The organism is Acinetobacter sp. WCHAc010034 (genome assembly GCF_001696615.3).
In the GTDB taxonomy this organism is placed as follows: domain Bacteria; phylum Pseudomonadota; class Gammaproteobacteria; order Pseudomonadales; family Moraxellaceae; genus Acinetobacter.
This window is the reverse complement of record NZ_CP032279.1, coordinates 2,721,735-2,738,428: the sequence shown is the minus strand read 5'-3', so window position 1 is coordinate 2,738,428 and position 16,694 is coordinate 2,721,735. Positions and strand designations below refer to the sequence as shown.

At 52.1% G+C, this 16,694-nt stretch carries 14 protein-coding genes; 8 read left to right on the top strand and 6 right to left on the bottom strand.

The genetic code is table 11. The annotated features are described in order from the left end of the window. The first annotated feature begins 2 nt into the window (after positions 1-2). Positions 3-1,127, top strand: a complete 1,125-nt coding sequence (gene thiO, locus BEN74_RS14775) for a glycine oxidase ThiO (protein WP_068911712.1) — start codon at positions 3-5, stop codon at positions 1,125-1,127. A gap of 132 nt (positions 1,128-1,259) precedes the next feature. Here the strand turns inward: thiO and BEN74_RS14770 are convergent, their stop codons facing one another. Further along, positions 1,260-2,162 carry a TIGR01777 family oxidoreductase gene (locus BEN74_RS14770; RefSeq protein ID WP_068911714.1) on the bottom strand — a complete coding sequence of 301 codons (903 nt, stop codon included), beginning with the start codon at positions 2,160-2,162 and terminating at the stop codon, positions 1,260-1,262. 69 nt (positions 2,163-2,231) lie between these two features. Then, entirely contained in the window at positions 2,232-2,684 is a 453-nt protein-coding gene (locus BEN74_RS14765) for an ABZJ_00895 family protein (protein ID WP_171404939.1), read from the bottom strand. An 845-nt stretch (positions 2,685-3,529) separates the two neighbouring features. Here BEN74_RS14765 and BEN74_RS14760 point away from each other — a divergent pair. The 4 genes from BEN74_RS14760 (at position 3,530) to BEN74_RS14745 (ending at position 10,162) form a co-directional block, all read left to right on the top strand. Continuing rightward, positions 3,530-4,519 carry an IS110 family transposase gene (locus tag BEN74_RS14760; RefSeq protein WP_119285020.1) on the top strand — a complete coding sequence of 330 codons (990 nt, stop codon included), beginning with the start codon at positions 3,530-3,532 and terminating at the stop codon, positions 4,517-4,519. Positions 4,520-4,821: 302 nt separating this feature from the next. After that, the gene (locus BEN74_RS14755) at positions 4,822-5,199 is read left to right on the top strand and encodes a VOC family protein (protein ID WP_068910635.1); all 378 of its coding nucleotides are present in this window, start codon (positions 4,822-4,824) and stop codon (positions 5,197-5,199) included. Between the two features lie 103 nt (positions 5,200-5,302). Further along, complete coding sequence (locus tag BEN74_RS14750; RefSeq protein WP_068910666.1) at positions 5,303-6,556, top strand: exonuclease SbcCD subunit D C-terminal domain-containing protein; 1,254 nt, start codon at positions 5,303-5,305, stop codon at positions 6,554-6,556. Positions 6,557-6,565: 9 nt separating this feature from the next. Beyond that, positions 6,566-10,162: an AAA family ATPase gene (locus BEN74_RS14745; protein ID WP_068910636.1), complete on the top strand. Its 3,597-nt coding sequence runs from the start codon at positions 6,566-6,568 to the stop codon at positions 10,160-10,162. 64 nt (positions 10,163-10,226) lie between these two features. On the opposite strand, the gene BEN74_RS14740 is transcribed toward BEN74_RS14745, so the two are convergent. The 3 genes from BEN74_RS14740 to BEN74_RS14730 form a co-directional block, all read right to left on the bottom strand. Further along, on the bottom strand, positions 10,227-11,042 hold the full coding sequence (locus BEN74_RS14740; RefSeq protein WP_068910637.1) for a hypothetical protein: 816 nt from the start codon (positions 11,040-11,042) through the stop codon (positions 10,227-10,229). A gap of 460 nt (positions 11,043-11,502) precedes the next feature. Then, entirely contained in the window at positions 11,503-12,300 is a 798-nt protein-coding gene (locus tag BEN74_RS14735; RefSeq protein ID WP_068910638.1) for a thioesterase family protein, read from the bottom strand. Between the two features lie 178 nt (positions 12,301-12,478). Continuing rightward, positions 12,479-13,165 carry a YggS family pyridoxal phosphate-dependent enzyme gene (locus BEN74_RS14730; protein ID WP_068910639.1) on the bottom strand — a complete coding sequence of 229 codons (687 nt, stop codon included), beginning with the start codon at positions 13,163-13,165 and terminating at the stop codon, positions 12,479-12,481. Between the two features lie 123 nt (positions 13,166-13,288). On the opposite strand from BEN74_RS14730, the gene BEN74_RS14725 reads away from it, so the two are divergent. Both BEN74_RS14725 and BEN74_RS14720 read left to right on the top strand, forming a co-directional pair. Further along, positions 13,289-14,326, top strand: coding sequence for a type IV pilus twitching motility protein PilT (locus BEN74_RS14725; RefSeq protein WP_068910640.1), 1,038 nt, complete (start codon positions 13,289-13,291; stop codon positions 14,324-14,326). Positions 14,327-14,355: 29 nt separating this feature from the next. Beyond that, positions 14,356-15,477 (top strand): PilT/PilU family type 4a pilus ATPase, encoded by a 1,122-nt coding sequence (locus BEN74_RS14720; protein WP_068910641.1) that lies wholly within the window; start codon positions 14,356-14,358, stop codon positions 15,475-15,477. A 98-nt stretch (positions 15,478-15,575) separates the two neighbouring features. Here BEN74_RS14720 and fur read toward each other — a convergent pair whose 3' ends face one another. After that, entirely contained in the window at positions 15,576-16,013 is a 438-nt protein-coding gene (fur, locus tag BEN74_RS14715) for a ferric iron uptake transcriptional regulator (protein ID WP_068910642.1), read from the bottom strand. A 112-nt stretch (positions 16,014-16,125) separates the two neighbouring features. On the opposite strand from fur, the gene BEN74_RS14710 reads away from it, so the two are divergent. After that, positions 16,126-16,524, top strand: coding sequence for an outer membrane protein assembly factor BamE (locus BEN74_RS14710; protein ID WP_068910643.1), 399 nt, complete (start codon positions 16,126-16,128; stop codon positions 16,522-16,524). The last annotated feature ends 170 nt before the right edge of the window (positions 16,525-16,694 follow it).

Sequence of the window (16,694 nt, the reverse complement as noted above, 5' to 3'; positions counted from 1 at the left end):
AAATGAAAGTTGCCATTATTGGCGCAGGCATCAGCGGCTTGCTGTCTGCGCTCGAACTGATTGAACAGGGCTGTTCCGTCACGATTTTTGATCAGCAGCAGGCCGGCAAAGCCGCTTCATGGGCCGGCGGCGGCATCCTCTCGCCCATGTATCCCTGGCGCTATCCTCAGGCCGTCAATGAGCTCGCCCAGCACGGCAAAGCGCTGTATCAGGCCTGGAATGAAAAATTAAGGCCAGTCAGCGGCATTGACTTTGAAATTCATGAAAGCGGCATGCTGATTTTTGATGAAGATGATTTTGAAACCGGCCTGAACTACGCATCCCGGCATCAGGAGCCGATGCAGCAGTGCGAATACCTGCAGCGGGAACAGCTGGAGCAGGTCAATCCGCAGATTGCTGCGCAGTTCCGGCACGCCATTTATTTTCCGCAGATTGCCAATGTGCGCAACCCCCGCCTGCTGCAGTCGCTTACCGCCTATTTAAAGCAGCATCCGCTGGTGCAGTTTATTGAGCATTGCCCGGTTGCGCAGCTGCAGATTCAGCATCGGCGCATTCAGTCGATTCAAACTGCGGACGGCGCCCAGCACAGCGCAGATCAGTATGTGCTGGCCACCGGCGCATGGTCGGCGCATTGGGCGGCGCAGCTGCAGCTGGATATTCCGGTTCAGCCGATTCAGGGCCAGATGGTGCTGTTCAAGGCCCCGGCGCACTGGCTGCCGACCATGTGCATGAATAAAGTCATGTACTTGATTCCGCGCGAAGACGGCCATATTGTCTGCGGCTCCAGCACCTTGCAGGCCGGCTTTAACACCGCGCCGGATGCTGCCGTGCAGCGCAGCATTCTGCAGGCCTGTTTTGAAATGGTGCCTGAGCTGGAACAATTTCCGATTGTGCAGCAGTGGGCGGGCTTAAGGCCCGGCTCACCGGCGGGCGTGCCTTATATCGGAAAAATGCCGGATCTGGAAAACCTCTGGGCCAATTTCGGCCATTACCGCAATGGCTTGTGCATGGGGCCGGCCTCTGCGCAGCTGCTGCGCCAGCTGATGCTGCAGCAGCCGCTGCTGGCCTGCCCGGACGCCTATGACCCGGCGCAGCTGCATGCCGGAGCAGGCGCGCAAGCGGTGTAACCGGCTCAAGCGCATTCTGCCATCCGCTGACATGCTGAGAATGCGCGGGCTGAACACTGCGCCAGAAATGGCGCAGTGTTCAATCTTCAAGCGCCTGAATCCTCCAAATGGAAGATGCCTGAAATACCCTAATCAGCCCAGCACATCCGCCAGCGCTTCTTTGACTGTCGGAAATTCAAAGCTGAATCCCTCCTCAGTCAGCGCCTGCGGCTTGACATACTGCCCGTTCAGCAGCAGCTGCGACTGTTCGCCCAGCAGGCACTTGAAAACAAATGCCGGCATGCACAGCAGAGGATGCTTTTTCAGCTGGCGCGCAGCCAGTTCAGCAAACTGCGCCTGAGGAACGCTTCCCGGCGCGGTCAGATTGAAAACCTTCGCCTGCATCGGCCGGGTCATTAGAAATTCAATGCCCCGCAGCACGTCGCGGATATGCACCCAAACCACAGGCTGCCGGCCATGGCCGATCCTGCCGATTAAATTCATGCGGATCGGCATCAGCATCTGCGGCAAAATGCCGCCTTTAGCCGCAAACACGATGCCCAGGCGGATGATTTTCGTGTTCTGCTGCGGAAACTGCCGCGCCGCCTGCTCCCACTGCTGGCACAGTTCGGACTGAAAGATCGGCTGCGGCGGCGAATCCTCAGTGCAGGGCTGCTGCCATTTTTCCTCCGGGTCTATGCCGTAATAGCCCATAGCGGAACCGGAGATGATGCACTTCGGCGCAATCCGGCGCCGTTCCAGATAGCGGTAAAGATTCTGCGTAGTCTGCACCCGGCTCTGAATCAGCTGCTGCTTGCGCTGCGCTGTCCAGCGCCCTTTGCCAATGCTTTCGCCGGCCAAATTAATCACATAGTCAATCTGATCGGTTTTCAGCTCATCCAGCTGCTGCACCCACGTCAGGTCAGGATGGCTTGAGGTTCTGCCGCTTTGCCGGCTTAGGCCGATGACGGCATAATCCTTGGACAGCAAGTATTTAATTAAATGCGAACCGATAAAGCCGCTGGCCCCTGTAATCAACACCCGTTCTTTATGCATAAAGCGCTCTCATTTTTAAACTGGCTGGCTGCAGTTATCTATAGAATAAGATCAGCTTTTGTTCAAGCCTTATTCTGCGCCGAACATTTTCTGCGCCATGCGGCGCGCTTGCGGGCCGTAGAACCAGTAGGTCAGCAGATACAGCGGAATGGCGATCAGCAAGGCCATAATCAGCACAATGCTGAGAAATTGCGGCTGCTGCAGGTACAGCAGGAAATTCTGCCAGATTTCAGGGTCTTTATAGGCAAAAACCGCAATGCCCAGAATCTGAAAGGCGATATTGTAGCCCCAGAAAATCAGGCTGAAGCCCAGGGTGAGCTTTTTGCGCTCAGCCTGCGCCGGCGCGCGCCGGTTGCGCTTCAGGAAGATAAACAGCACCCAGATCATGGCTGCAATATACGGCACAGCCGTCAGCACGCCGCCGACGCCTAAAGGCAGAAAAGCCGCCAGTACGCCGCACAGGCAAGTTATGGCAAAGCAGATCAGAAAAAATATTATAAAATAGCGCTTTAGAGACATCAGCACGATGACCGGAAAAAAAGAATGCAGCCAGTATAAAAAAAAATGAGTTTTTTTTCATTTTATTGTCAACCAATCTGAAACGCGCTGCGTTATATAGGGTACAAGGTCTGTAGCAACCGATGATTTGTACTGGCATCCGCAATGTTTCGGTGACCTTTTCTTAAAGCAATAAGCTTCATTTCAAGCTTAGGTTTTGAACAGCAGCCAAAACCTCAACTTGGAATAGATTTTTTGACCGGCGATTTATCATCACTCGAATCGCCGGTCTTTTATTTTCTAATATCCATTCTAAGCTGTTTTTTTAAGCAATAGAATATCCGGCTTGACCGGATGGCCCGGCAAGCCGGCCAATTCATTTTCATCCCCCCTCCAATGCATCACGCAGCAAAAATTCTTAACAGCGCCTGTATTGCAAATCCGGCGGCTTTTAAAAGCCATGCAAAACTGAAACCGCGCGGCCTCAAAAACCGCCTAAAAAAATGATTTACATAAAAACGCAGCAGGCGCCATTGCTGTCCCATAGTTGAGTAAAATAAAATTCAGATACGCGAGTGCGGCAGGGATGCCGCACGTTGCCCATCACGGCAAGGACGCCGTGTATGGGCAACGAAAGACTTTTGTCTACTTGTATCTTAATTCACATAGTGATTAGCTCTCACTATACGCAAACAGCAGAGTTTGGTTGTTTACTAAAACTTAAAGTTTGGCCCAAAGATAAAACCTGCTGTTTGCCCTGACTGCCTGCACAACTCTGGACGGTAACTAAGCACCTCGATGCTGGATTCGCAAGAAAAGACGGCGGTTATGCTGAAAAAAATAATTGAATAAATAAGGCAGGTAAGATTATGTTTTATCTCGGTATTGATATTGCAAAAGCTAAAATTGACTGCTGTCTGATTTTAGAAGATTCTGCAGGCAAAAAGAAAACCAAAACCTTTCCGAATACGCCCAAAGGCTTTGAACAGCTTCAGGCCTGGCTGAATCATCATGCTGCAGGCCCTGCGCAGGCCATTGCCTTAATGGAAGCCACTTCTGTCTATCATGAACGCCTAGCTGGATATTTATTTGATGCAGGCTTTCAAGTCTGTGTGGCGAATCCCGCCAGAGCCCGGTATTTTGCTCAGAGCATGTCCAGGCTGAATAAGACAGACAAGGCTGACAGTGAAGTTCTGGCCCGGTTTGCGATGACTGCGGATCTGCATTTTTGGCAGCCTCTGCCTGGACATATTCAACTGCTGAATGCTTTGCTGGATCGAAGGGCTGTGCTTGGTGAAGATCTGCAGCGTGAAGAAAACCGTTTGGAAAAAGCGGAGTCTACCTTCACGATAGAACCGGTACTTCAGTCGATCCATAAGAATATTAAGCAGTTAAGCAGGCATATTCAGGATCTCGACCGGCAGATTGATGACCACATTGATCAGCATCCTGATTTAAAAAATGACAAGGCGCTGCTCAGCAGCATTCCGGCCATTGCAGACCGGACCAGTTTATTAATGCTCAGCTTCTTGCGCAGCCATGCTTTTGAAAGGGCGAGCCAGGCGGCGGCCTTTGCCGGCCTGGTGCCCATTCAAAGGCAGTCGGGCAGCTCCATTCACGGCAGGAGCCGCCTATCCAAAGCCGGCCCGTCGAAAATACGGGCCGGCTTATATATGGCGGCGATTGTCGCAACCCGGCATAATCCCCACATAAAGGGGATGAATGACAGGCTGCTGGCCAATGGCAAAACCAAGATGATGGCGGTTGGCGCTGCAATGAGGAAGCTGATTCATCTTTGTTATGGCGTACTCAAGCACCAGCGGCCTTATCAGGAGAATTATTGCGCCAATTCTCAATAATCCTCTTGACCTCTGAGACGGTATCTTTGGGTCTTTCCAAAGTAGAGCCTTGCCTACGCAAAGGCGTTTCAAGGTTTAACGAAAAAATGCGGCAGTGCAAACTGCTAAAACCTAAGAGCGCATACATCGGCTGTCTTTTTGCACCAAAATAAAATCTGCATAACTATTTTCAATAACTATTTAAAAATCATACGATTGGAATGCAGGTAAAAAATGCGGGACAGGACTGCAGCAGGCGCTTTTAATTTAGCGCCAGCATAATAAAAAATAAAAGCTGGCTGAACAGCAGCCCAGGAACAGCAATGAACGGCATCATCTATTTTGAAATCCAGTCCTCAAACCCCGAACGCGAAATTAAATTCTATCAGGAGATTTTCGGCTGGAAGTTCAGCAAGGCCGCAGGCTTGCCAGTTGAGTATTGGTACATTGAAAGCGCCAATATGCATGGCGGCCTGCTGCAAAGGCCTGCGCCTACTCCAGAAGCACACTGCGGCACCAATGCCTTTACCTGCTCCATTGAAGTGGCAGATTTTGATGCGGCGGCGGAGAAAATTCTGGCCTTAGGCGGGCAAACCGCAATGCCGAAATTCGCCATTCCGGGCAAATGCTGGCAAGGCTATTTCACCGATGCCGACCACAACACCTTTGGCTTGGTGCAAATAGATGAAAATGCAAAATAAATAAAGAGCGCTGAACGGCCGGACACGCCTTCTAAACAGGCTGCTTATTCACGGCAGCAAAATATGCTAAGTTGTGCAGGGCATTTCCAATATTCAGGTTCACATGACTGTACGCTTTTTTCATACTTCCGACTGGCATTTAGGGCAATTCTTTTACAACCATTCGCGCCAGTATGAACATGAACAGTTTTTAGCCTGGCTGCTTGAACAGATCCAAGCCAGACAGCCGGATGCCCTGCTGATCGCCGGCGATATTTTTGATGTGATCAATCCCGCATCCAGCGCGCAAAAGCAGCTGTACCAGTTTTTAGCCGATGCCCATAGCCTTGCGCCGCAGATGCAGACCCTGATGATTGCCGGCAATCACGACTCCGGCTACCGCATTGAGCAGGTTGAACCGCTGCTGGAAAAATACCATGCCAAAACCGTGGGTGTAATTCATAAAGATGCGCATGGCCAGCTGGATTTAGAGCGCCTGCTGGTGCCTATTTACGATGCGGATAAAAATATCACGGCGTGGTGCCTGACCCTGCCCTTTCTGCGCCCTGCGGAAATCACCGGCATCAATGAGCATACCGCCAGCAGCCAAAGCGCAATCGCCTATCTGCACCAGCAGCTGATTGCCGAAGCGAAAAAAAGAAAAACCGCCGGTCAGGCGCTGATCCTGATGTCGCATGCGCATATGCAGGGCGCGGAAACTTCCGACTCGGAACGCCCGATTATCATCGGCAATGAAGAAGCGCTTTCAACCGCTTTATTTGATGAAGTGATTGATTATGTGGCGCTCGGGCACCTGCATAAGCCGCAGAAAGTCGGGCAGGAGCATATCCGCTACAGCGGCTCGCCGATTCCTTTATCCTTCAGTGAAATTAAATATAAGCATCAAGTCGTTGAAGTTACGATTGATCCGGCGCAAAACGCGGAATCTCGCCTGCAGCTGCAGGCGCTGGCCATTCCGCGCAGCGTGCAGCTGCATAAAATCAAAGGCGGGCTGGATGAAGTTTTTACCCAGTTAAAAGCCTTGCCGGGCGGTGAAATCTGCAATATTGACCAGCGCGAATATGTCGATATTGAATACCATACCGATGTGCCGCCGCCGCCGAATTTAAGGCAGCAGCTGGAAGATGCCCTGCCGCCCCGGCGCTACCGGCTGGTGCGGATTACCCGGCAGTATTTGACGCCTGAAAATAGCGGCGCTGCAGCTGATGCCGTGCATTTGGAGCCGCCGACGCCGGAAAAGCTGTTCCAGCAGATTTGGGAAAAGCAGGGCTATGCTGCCGATAATGAGGTGCTGAGCGATTTTATGAGCCTGGTGCATGACGCGCAGAAATCGCTTGAATCTGAACCGCAGCATTAAGGACGCGCCATGAAAATTCTATCCATCCGCATGAAAAATCTGGCGTCAATTTCCGGCGAGCATTTCATTGATTTTGAAGCGGAGCCTTTGGCCAATGCCGGCCTGATTGCGATTGTCGGCAAAACCGGCGCCGGCAAATCCACCATTTTAGACGCCATGTGCCTCGCGCTGTTCAACCGCATTCCGCGCTTGAAAGACAGCGACGGCAAACTCACTGATGCCGACGGCTCAGAGCTGCTGACCAATTCCCCGCTGACGGTGCTGCGGCGCGGCGCGGCGCACGGCTTTGCCGAACTGTGCTTTGTGGCGCAGGATCAAAAGCGCTATTTGGCGCGCTGGGAATTAAAGCGCGCGCGCGAAAAAGCCGACGGCCGGCTGCAAGGCGTGCAGCGCTATTTAACCTGCCTGAGCGACGGCGTAGTGGTTGCCGACAAAGCCAAGGCGGTGGATGCTGGCATTTTGAAAGTCACCCAGCTCAGCTTTGAGCAGTTTACCCGCGCGGTGCTGCTGGCGCAGTCAGAAGTCACGGCCTTTTTAAAAGCCCGCGACAATGAGCGCGGCGAGCTTCTGGAATATCTGACCAATTCATCAATCTTTGGGAAAATTGGCCAGCTGGCCTTTGAAAAAACCCGGCAGGCCGCCATCCAGCGCAAAGCGCTGGAAAATGTTTTGGGCCATATTGAAATTTTATCCGATGAGGAAGCAGCGGAATTAGCCGCTGCATTTCAGCAGGCCAATGCCGGCTGCAGAAAACTGGAGGCGGAAAAAGCCCAGCTGGAAAAGCAGCAGCGCTGGTTTGAGCAGAAGCAGAAACTGGACAGCGAGATTGTCCTGAAACAGCAGCTGGCGGAGATTCAGCTCAAGGCGCAGCAGGATTTAATGCCTGAGCGTGAGCGCTTAAAGCGTTTGGAAATATTTTCAGGAATCCGCCCAAGCGTGTTCCAGCAGCAGCAATTGCTCAAGGCTGAACAGCAGCTGGCGCCGCAGCTGCAAAAACAGCAGCTGCAGTTTGATGCAGCCCTTGCGCAGTTTGAGGCGGAAAAAGACCAATTCCGCCGGGCAGAAAACGCTTTAACTGAACTGCAGAATTTTGAAAACAAGCATTTCGCAGCAATCAATCAGGTTCGGCACTGCAATGCCGAGCGTGACCGCATTGGCGCAGAATTCAAGAAAATCCAGGCGAAACTGACCGGTTTGGAGCAGGCCAAAGCGCCCTTGGCGGATCAGCAGCAGCAGATGCAGCAGCAGATGCAGTGGATGGCTGAGCAGCAGGCGCTGTTCAGCCAGCAGCTTGCTGAAACCCGGCAGTTTGCTGTTCTGGATAAAGGCATCACGGCGCATCTGCAGCAGCTGAGCCAATTCATGCAGCAATATCAAAGCATTGAAGATCAATTAGGAAATATTGCTCAGGCGGAATACCAGCTGATTGAACAAAAAGCGCAGCTGCAGCAGTCTGCGGATCAAGCCGGCGGCATTGAACAGCTTGAAGCGAAAATTGAACAGGCGCGCCAGCAGCGCGACATCAAAATCAGTCAGCGCAATCAGCTGGATGCTATTCAGCAGAAGCTGGCGCAGTTTTTTGAATGGCAGGCTGAATTGCGGCGCTTGCAAGAGCAGCTGCAGGCGTCTTCAGCGCAGCTGCTGCCGCTTGAGCAAAGCGCATTCAGCGCTGAACAGGATTTTCAGGCCGCCAAAGATGCGCGCTTAAAACTGCAGGAGATTCTGCAGCAGCAGCGCCTGCTGCATGCGGAAAACGTTGAATATCTGCGCGCCGAATTAAAAGACGGCGAGCCCTGCTTGGTTTGCGGAAGCGCATCGCATCCTTATAAAGCCGATGATGCAGCCGTGTCCAAAGCGCTGTTTGAACTGCAGCAGCTGCAGGAACAGCAGGCTGCGCAAACAGAACAGGATGCCCTTAAAGCCTGGCAGCGGGCGCAGCAGCAGCTGACTCAGCTGCATGCTGAATTGGCGCAGCTTAAAGTGTCGGTGCAGAATACATCGGACAAAACCGCCACCGCTGAAAAGGCTTTAGCCGAACAGTGCCGGACAGCCGATATTCAGCTTGATTTAACTCTGGCGCAGCCTGAAGCCGCGGCGCAGGCCGAGCATATCCAGCAAAGCTTTACTCTGAATATTCAGCAGCTTGAAGCTCAATCCAGCCTTTGGGCTCAGAGCATTAAAGCGCAGCAGCAGCTGATGCAAAAGATTCAGCAGGCTGAACATCTGCTGCAAACGGCAAAGCATCAGCAGAGCCAAGTGCAGCATATTGCAGACTGCCTATCTAAAAGCGAAAAAATGCTATGGCAGCAGCAGAGCGCTGCCGCGGCGCAGCAGGCTTACAGCCGCTTAAACAGCCGCGCCCAGCAGCTGGAACAGCTTGAGCAGCTGAATAAGCAGCTGGATCTGAAGCATCAGGAATTCAGCTCCCTCAAACTGAATCTTGAAAATACCGCCAAGCAGATTGAGGATTCGGCGCACAGCCTGAATGAAATTAAGCTCAGCGGGCAGCAGAATACGGAAACTGCAAATCAGCTGATTCTGCAGATGACCGGCCTAAGCGATGCCAAGCCGAATGAATGGCTGATGCAGCACGATGCACAGCGCCAGCAGACCCAGCAGCATTATCAGCAGCTCAAGCAAAGCTTTGACCTGAGCCATCATCAATTTGAACAGGAAAAGAGCGTGCTGGAGCAGCTGAAAGCGCAGCTGCAGCAAAACCGGCACAGCGCAAATCTGGTGAAGCAGGATATTCAGCAATGGCTTGCGCAGCACACAGACTTCCAGCTGCAGGATTTAGCGCATTTAGCGCAGGTCAGCCCGGCGCAAGAGCAGCAAATCAGGCAGCAGCTGCAAAATGCAGAACGGCTATTGAGTGAAGCGCGCTCTGCACTCAAAACCATGCAGGAGCAATTGGCTGAACATGCGGCGCATCAGCCGGAGATTGATTCGGCGCAGCTGCAGTTATTGATTGTGCAGAATGCGGAAGCGCTGAAAACCCAGTTTGAGCACCGGGATCAGCTCAGGCTAAAGCTGGAGCTGCATCAGCAGAATGCAGCCAAACAGAAGCAGTTCGCCGAGCAGATTCAGCAAGTGCAGCAGCAGGAACACCGCTGGGAAAAAATTTCCGGCCTCATTGGCGACTCCAAAGGCAAAGACTTCCGCGATTATGCGCAGCAGTATAATCTGGATATTCTGCTACAGCATGCCAATCAGCAGCTGGCGATGCTGTCGCAGCGCTATACCTTAAAGCGTTTGGAGAATTCCCTCAGCCTGGCCATTATTGACCACGACATGGACGGCGAAACCCGTTCCGTCGCTTCGCTTTCCGGCGGCGAATCCTTCCTGACCGCCCTCGCCCTGTCGCTGGCGATTGCCAATATGGCCTCCGGCTCAATGAAAATTGAATCGCTGTTTATTGATGAAGGCTTCGGCACGCTGGATGCATCTTCCCTGCATATGGTGATGAATGCCTTGGATCAGCTGCAGAACCAAGGGCGCAAGGTGGTGCTGATCTCGCATATACAGGAAATGCATGAGCGCATTCCTGTGCAGATTCAGGTGCAGCCTTTGGGCGCCGGCGCCAGCACGATTGAAGTGGTGTGCTGAAGCGCCGTCAAGCCTGTCCTAGGCATTAAGGCATCAAGGTGCGGCGGGCTGTTTCAGGCCGCTGTCAATTGCGGTCGGCAGGGAAAGCATTCGGCGCAGGCGCATATTTGCCTTCCGGCTGCTTGGCAGCGCGCGGAACGTTCAGCTCATATACCGCCGTTCCAATTACCCCGGTATTCTGAATGGAACCGTGGGCGGAATTGGCTGCATAGGAGTCTTTAGGCTTGCTGAAAGTAAAGGACGCCACGGCTGCATTGCTCTTCCTAAAGCCTTCAATGGCAAAAGAACTGTAAGGGCGCAGCACATAGCCGCTGCTGTAGCGCGAAGCCTTCTGGCCATTCAATACATCCAGCCCATCTACGCTGGCGACAATTTCAAAGGTCTGCGCGCTGCTGTTGCTGTATTTCAGCTGATAGCTTTGCCCGTCATTGGCGGAAAGGTAATAATTCTGCCCGTCACGGTACAGCGGCAGCGCGCGCCCGCGGTCATCGGTCACGGCAAAGCTGACTTTGCCGGAAGCCAGGGAAATGCTGCTGATGCTGCGTCCGGAGAACTGCTTTCCGGCATAGCGGACCTGTACTTCTGACAGCGGCGCAGAGGATAGGCGCTTTAAGTCCACCTCGGTGACATGCGAACTGATTTCATCGCCCCATTTGGTGCCCAGGCGTTCTCCTGAACTGATGCGGCTGTTCAGTGACGGCGCTGGAGCCGCGATGGCCTTCGCCTGCCCTGAAGCGGAGGCTTGCGCATCGGCGGCTTCCGCTGCCATCTGCTGCGCTGAGGATTCAGGCTGCTGCACTGCGGTCGAACTGCAGGCCGCCAGCAGGCTGCCAGCCAGAATTGATAAAAAAGTCCATACAACTGCATATAATCGCGCCATCTGCGTGCCCTATTATTAGAATGTTTTACAGGCAGTATAAAAGAGTCGCTGCAGCCGTGCAGGGAAAATTTGTTGACTTATTATAACTGCCACAAAGCACGGAAATTCAGGCCAACCTCCCTTTTTGGGCCAGTTTCGAGCATCAAAAAAACGCTGCTGAATGCCAGTCAGTTAAGCAATTGACTGGCTTTTTCTTTATTTAAATCCTAGACTTTATTTGATACGCGGAAGCGTCATCCGTAGCCTGCGTGGTCTTTTAAATGGATTGTTTTTGCAAAATTGTTGTTTAAGTGCAGAAAATTAACAGGTTTTGCGGATGACAAATGCTTTTGGTTATTTTGGCGAAACAAAAGAACAAAACGAGCTCCGAACATCTAATTTAAACCGGTAAGACTCCGCTGTGAACTGACCTAGATAGTTAAGAAGTTTATTACAAAACTTCTTAACTGATCAGCATTCGTTAGCTGACCGGCCTTAAAGTCAGAATCTGCTCGCTGCGGCCGAAAGGCCCGTAAATATCATGCAGCACCGAACTGGTCAGGCCTATGCCGTCATCGCCATACTGCTGCACCGTTTCCAAGCCCAGCCACTTGCCCTGCGGCATGCGGTGCAGGTGAATCTGCAAATCCAGATTCGGAAAGCCCCATGTAAACGGCCACGGCTGGCGCGGCGCAATGCCGTTTGCAGTGTCCACCAAGCCCATCAGGCGCACAAAATCAGAACTGCCTTCGCCTGCAACCATCGCATGCTTTGTGCTGAGCCAGACAATGCCCTTGCCTGCGCGGCGCTGATGGCTTCTGGCTTCAACCGACTGAATATAGCCGCCCGGCCACTGGCGGATGCCTTCCCACAGCGGCGCATCTTCCGGGCCAAAAACCGCAGGATCTTCAAGGCCTTTTACCGGCTGGCTGTTTTGCGTCGCCATGCGCCAAGTGCGGGCAGCAATGCAGGCCTTGCCCTGCGCTTTCATTTCCGACTCAATCAGTTCAATAGTTCTGCCGGGCCGGATGACTTTGGTGCTGATGCTGAATTCTCCAGCAGGAATCAGGCCCAGAATATCCAGGCTGATACGGCCGATGCGCATATCGCTGCGCGGCGCAAAGCGGTCCAGCTCGGCACAGATGATGCCCGTCGCCGGCGCCATATGCTGCTCGTTCTCATTCCATGCGCCCTGCGCCAATTGCGTTGAACGGTAATGCGCGGTGATGGCGCCTGCAGCATCCGTTTCGCGGTGAATCAGTTGGTAATATGCGGTCATGAGCTTTCCTGCTTCTTGCGTAAATTGAGTCACTTCGCTATAAGAATTAACAATATATCGTGTGTTTTTTGTACTCAACTTTAGTGGAAAGTTCAACTGCTAATGCAAAAACTGAACCGCATGGTTCAGTTTTCTGCCGGCCTGCGGCCCGCAAATGCGCCGAAACCTTGAACAGCAGCTACTGGGAATAATCCCGCGCGCCGAATAAGGCGGTGCCGACACGCACCAGCGTGGAACCGGCGGCCACAGCTTCGGCCATATCGCCGGACATGCCCATGCTTAAGGTATCCCACTGTTCAGGATGCGCATGCTGCGCTTTCACCTGATCAAACAGCTTTCTGGCGTCGGCAAAGGCCTGCACATTATGCGGCGCAGGAATCACCATCAGGCCGCGCAGCTGTAAATTCGGCAGCCGGCTGATCTGCTGCACCAGCGCCGGAACGTCGGCAGGCGGGCAGCCGTCCTTGCTCTCCTGCCCATCAATATTGACCTGCAGGCAAATATTCAAAGGCGCTTGCGAAGCGGCGCGCTGGCTGGATAAGCGCTCTGCAACAATCAGCCGGTCAACCCCGTGCACCCATGCAAATTTTTCAGCCAAATGCTTGGTTTTATTGCGCTGCACATGGCCAATGAAATGCCATTCAATCTCCAGGTCAGACAGCGCTTCAATTTTATCCAGCGCTTCCTGCAGGTAATTTTCGCCGAATGCGCGCTGGCCGGCAGCATGCAGCGCGCGCAGCATTTCGCCGGGATGCGTTTTTGACACCGCCAATAGCTGCACGGATTGCGCATCGCGCCCTGCCTGCAGGCAGGCCTGCTCAATCTGGCGCAATACCTGCGCTCTGGCGTGTTGAAGTGTATTCATTGACCGGGTTCTCATTTCATTCATCTTTTTTTGCTTTGCCCTGCAACTAACAGTTGGTTAAGCTGAGGGAAAGCCTTATCATTCTAGCAAAATAATTAAGATTTAGACGTTCCCGGGGATATTATGGACATTACAGAATTACTGGCATTTTCCGCTAAAAACGGCGCATCAGACCTGCACCTGTCTGCGGGCATGCCGCCGATGATCCGTGTGGATGGCGAAGTGCGCCGCATCAACTTGCCGGCCTTAGAGCATAAAGAAGTGCACAAGCTGGTGTATGACATTATGAACGACAAGCAGCGCCGCGACTTTGAAGAAAAGCTGGAAACAGACTTTTCATTTGAAGTGCCGGGCGTGGCGCGTTTCCGTGTCAACGCATTCAACCAGAACCGCGGCGCTGGCGCAGTATTCCGTACCATTCCATCCAAAGTGCTGTCCATGGAAGACTTGGGCATGGGGCAGATTTTTAAAGATATCTGTGAATATCCGCGCGGCATTGTGCTGGTCACCGGTCCGACAGGTTCTGGTAAATCAACAACCTTAGCCGCCATGATGGACTACATTAACGACAACCGCTATGACCATATTCTGACCGTCGAAGACCCGATTGAATTTGTGCATACTTCTAAAAAATGCCTGATCAACCAGCGTGAAGTGCACCGCGACACCCACGGCTTTAATGAAGCCCTGCGTTCCGCGCTGCGTGAAGACCCGGATATCATTCTGGTCGGCGAGATGCGTGACCTGGAAACCATCCGCTTAGCGCTGACCGCTGCCGAAACCGGCCACCTGGTCTTCGGCACGCTGCATACAACTTCAGCGGCTAAAACCATTGACCGTGTGATTGACGTATTCCCTGCCGAAGAAAAAGACATGGTGCGCGCCATGCTGTCTGAATCCCTGCAGGCGGTTATTTCACAAACCCTATTGAAGAAAAATGGCGGCGGCCGTGTAGCTGCCCATGAAATCATGATCGGCATTCCGGCCATCCGCAACCTGATCCGTGAAAACAAAGTCGCGCAGATGTATTCCGCGATTCAAACCGGCGCAAACTACGGCATGACCACGCTGGATCAAAGCCTGAAAACCTTAGTGTCCAAAGGCATTATCAGCCCTCAAGCCGCCCGCACCGCAGCGAAGCAGCCTGAATCTTTCCTATAAAAAAATAATCCGGCTTCTGGGGAAAATATATGGACTTTAACGGCCTGCTCGACTACATGGTTGAGAAAAAAGCGTCTGACTTATTTATTACTGCTGATGTAGAACCGTCGATTAAAATTAACGGCACCATCATGCCGATCGGCTCAACCAAGCTTCCCGGCGCCACTGTCGGGCAGCTGCTGAATTCCATCATGTCGGACAAGCAGCGCAAGGAATTTGCTGAAACGCGCGAATGCAACTTCGCGATTACCAACAGAGACAAGTCTTCACGCTTCCGGGTCAGCGCATTTCAGCAGCGCGACCAGCCGGGCATGGTGCTGCGCCGCATTGAAACCATCATTCCGACCATGGACGAGCTGAAGCTGCCGCCGATTTTAAAAGAACTGGCGATGACCAAGCGCGGCATCATCATTTTTGTCGGCGCAACCGGCACCGGTAAATCCACCTCTTTGGCATCAATTATCGGCTTCCGCAATGAAAATTCGCATGGCCATATCATCACCATTGAAGACCCGATTGAATTTATTCATGAGCACAAAGGCTGCATCATTACCCAGCGCGAAGTGGGCATTGATACAGACTCCTTTGAAATTGCGCTGAAAAATACCCTGCGCCAGGCGCCGGATGTGATCCTGATTGGCGAGATCCGTTCCCGCGAAACCATGGATTACGCCATTGCCTTTGCCGAAACCGGCCATCTGGTTTTCGCCACGCTGCACGCTAACAACGCCAACCAGGCGATTGACCGGATCATCCACTTCTTTGAAGCGGACCGCCACAGCCAGCTGTTCATGGATTTGTCGCTGAACTTGAAAGCCATGGTGGCGCAGCAGCTGATTCCAACCATTGACGGCAATTCACGGCGCGCCGCCATTGAAATCCTGATCAACTCGCCTTTAATTTCTGACCTGATCCGCAAAGGCGAAGTGCATGAAATTAAAGACTTGATGAAGCGCTCGCGTGAACTGGGCATGCAGACCTTTGACCAGGCCTTATTTGACTTGTACAAAGCTAAGCAGATCAGCTATAAAGATGCGCTGAAGCATGCCGATTCGCCGAATGACCTGCGCCTGCAGATTAAACTGTCAGAAGAAGGCGGCGACCGCCTGCTGCATGCCAGCGCGAATATCACCTTTGATGGGCAGTCTTAAGGCCGCGGCCAATAAATGCTTAGGCAAAAAAAACAGGCTTCAAATGAAGCCTGTTTTTTTATCCAGCTGATGATTGAAGCCGGATATTTTTCCGCAGCTTATTTCTTGCGGTAAGCGTCCTGGCATTCAGGCGTATCGCAGTAGCCGTATAAATTCAGTGAATGGCCTGTCAGCGCAAAACCGTATTTTTTCGCAACCTCATGCTGTTCATGCTCAATCACGTCATTGGTGAATTCAACGACTTTATTGCAGTTCTGGCAGACGATATGGTCGTGGTGATCTTCCTGCATAATCTCAAAAACAGAATGATTGTTTTCAAAATGATGGCGCTGAATAATGCCGGCTGCTTCAAACTGCGTTAACACACGGTACACAGTTGCTAAACCCACATCTTCACCCTGTTCCAGTAAAGTCTTATAAATATCTTCCGCGCTTAAATGGTGCTGCTTTGAATTTTCTAGTAATTCCAATATTTTAATTCGTGGAAGTGTAACTTTAAGTCCAGCTTTGCGTAAATCTTGGTTTGATATCGGCATGAAAAAAGGTCTCTCAACAAAATTAAAGTTGGAATATGCAACAAACTTCAGATGCAGTATGATCTATCCCTGGATCAAATGCATCATAATTAATTTGGGATAGTGTAGCAAAATGCAAAAACTCATGCTGACGTTATTCGTCACTTCATTGCTCGTAGGCTGTTCAACTTTGGGCGTTTATAAAGTTGATATTCCGCAAGGAACACCCTTAACAAAGGCGCAGGCATCTCAAATCCAGGCTGGCATGAGTCACCAGCAAGTCCGCTTCCTGCTCGGCAGCCCAACGGTGGCAGATCCAATGAATCCATTGCGCTGGGACTACATTTACCAGTATACCCCAGGAACCTATGCTAAAAAAGCCAAGATCCCTGCAGCCCACGGCCAGCATTTAAAAATCTACTTCAATCAGAACGGCATTGTGGAAAAAGTTGAGGGCTTGGACACCATCCCTGAATCTCAGCCAGGCTTGCCGGGTTCGAAAGAAGCAATTCTAAACGCGCCTCCACTATAGTCAGTTTAAAATAAAAAGAAAGCCCCCAATGAGGCAATGCTGATCAGTTAAGGAGTTTTGCATGAAACTCCTTAACTTTTTTGGCCATTCATGATGCATCCCGCCGCTTTAAAGCAGGCATCCGCAATCCGCCTATTCCTTGCGCAGCAAGGCCTGCCCGCTTTCTATCC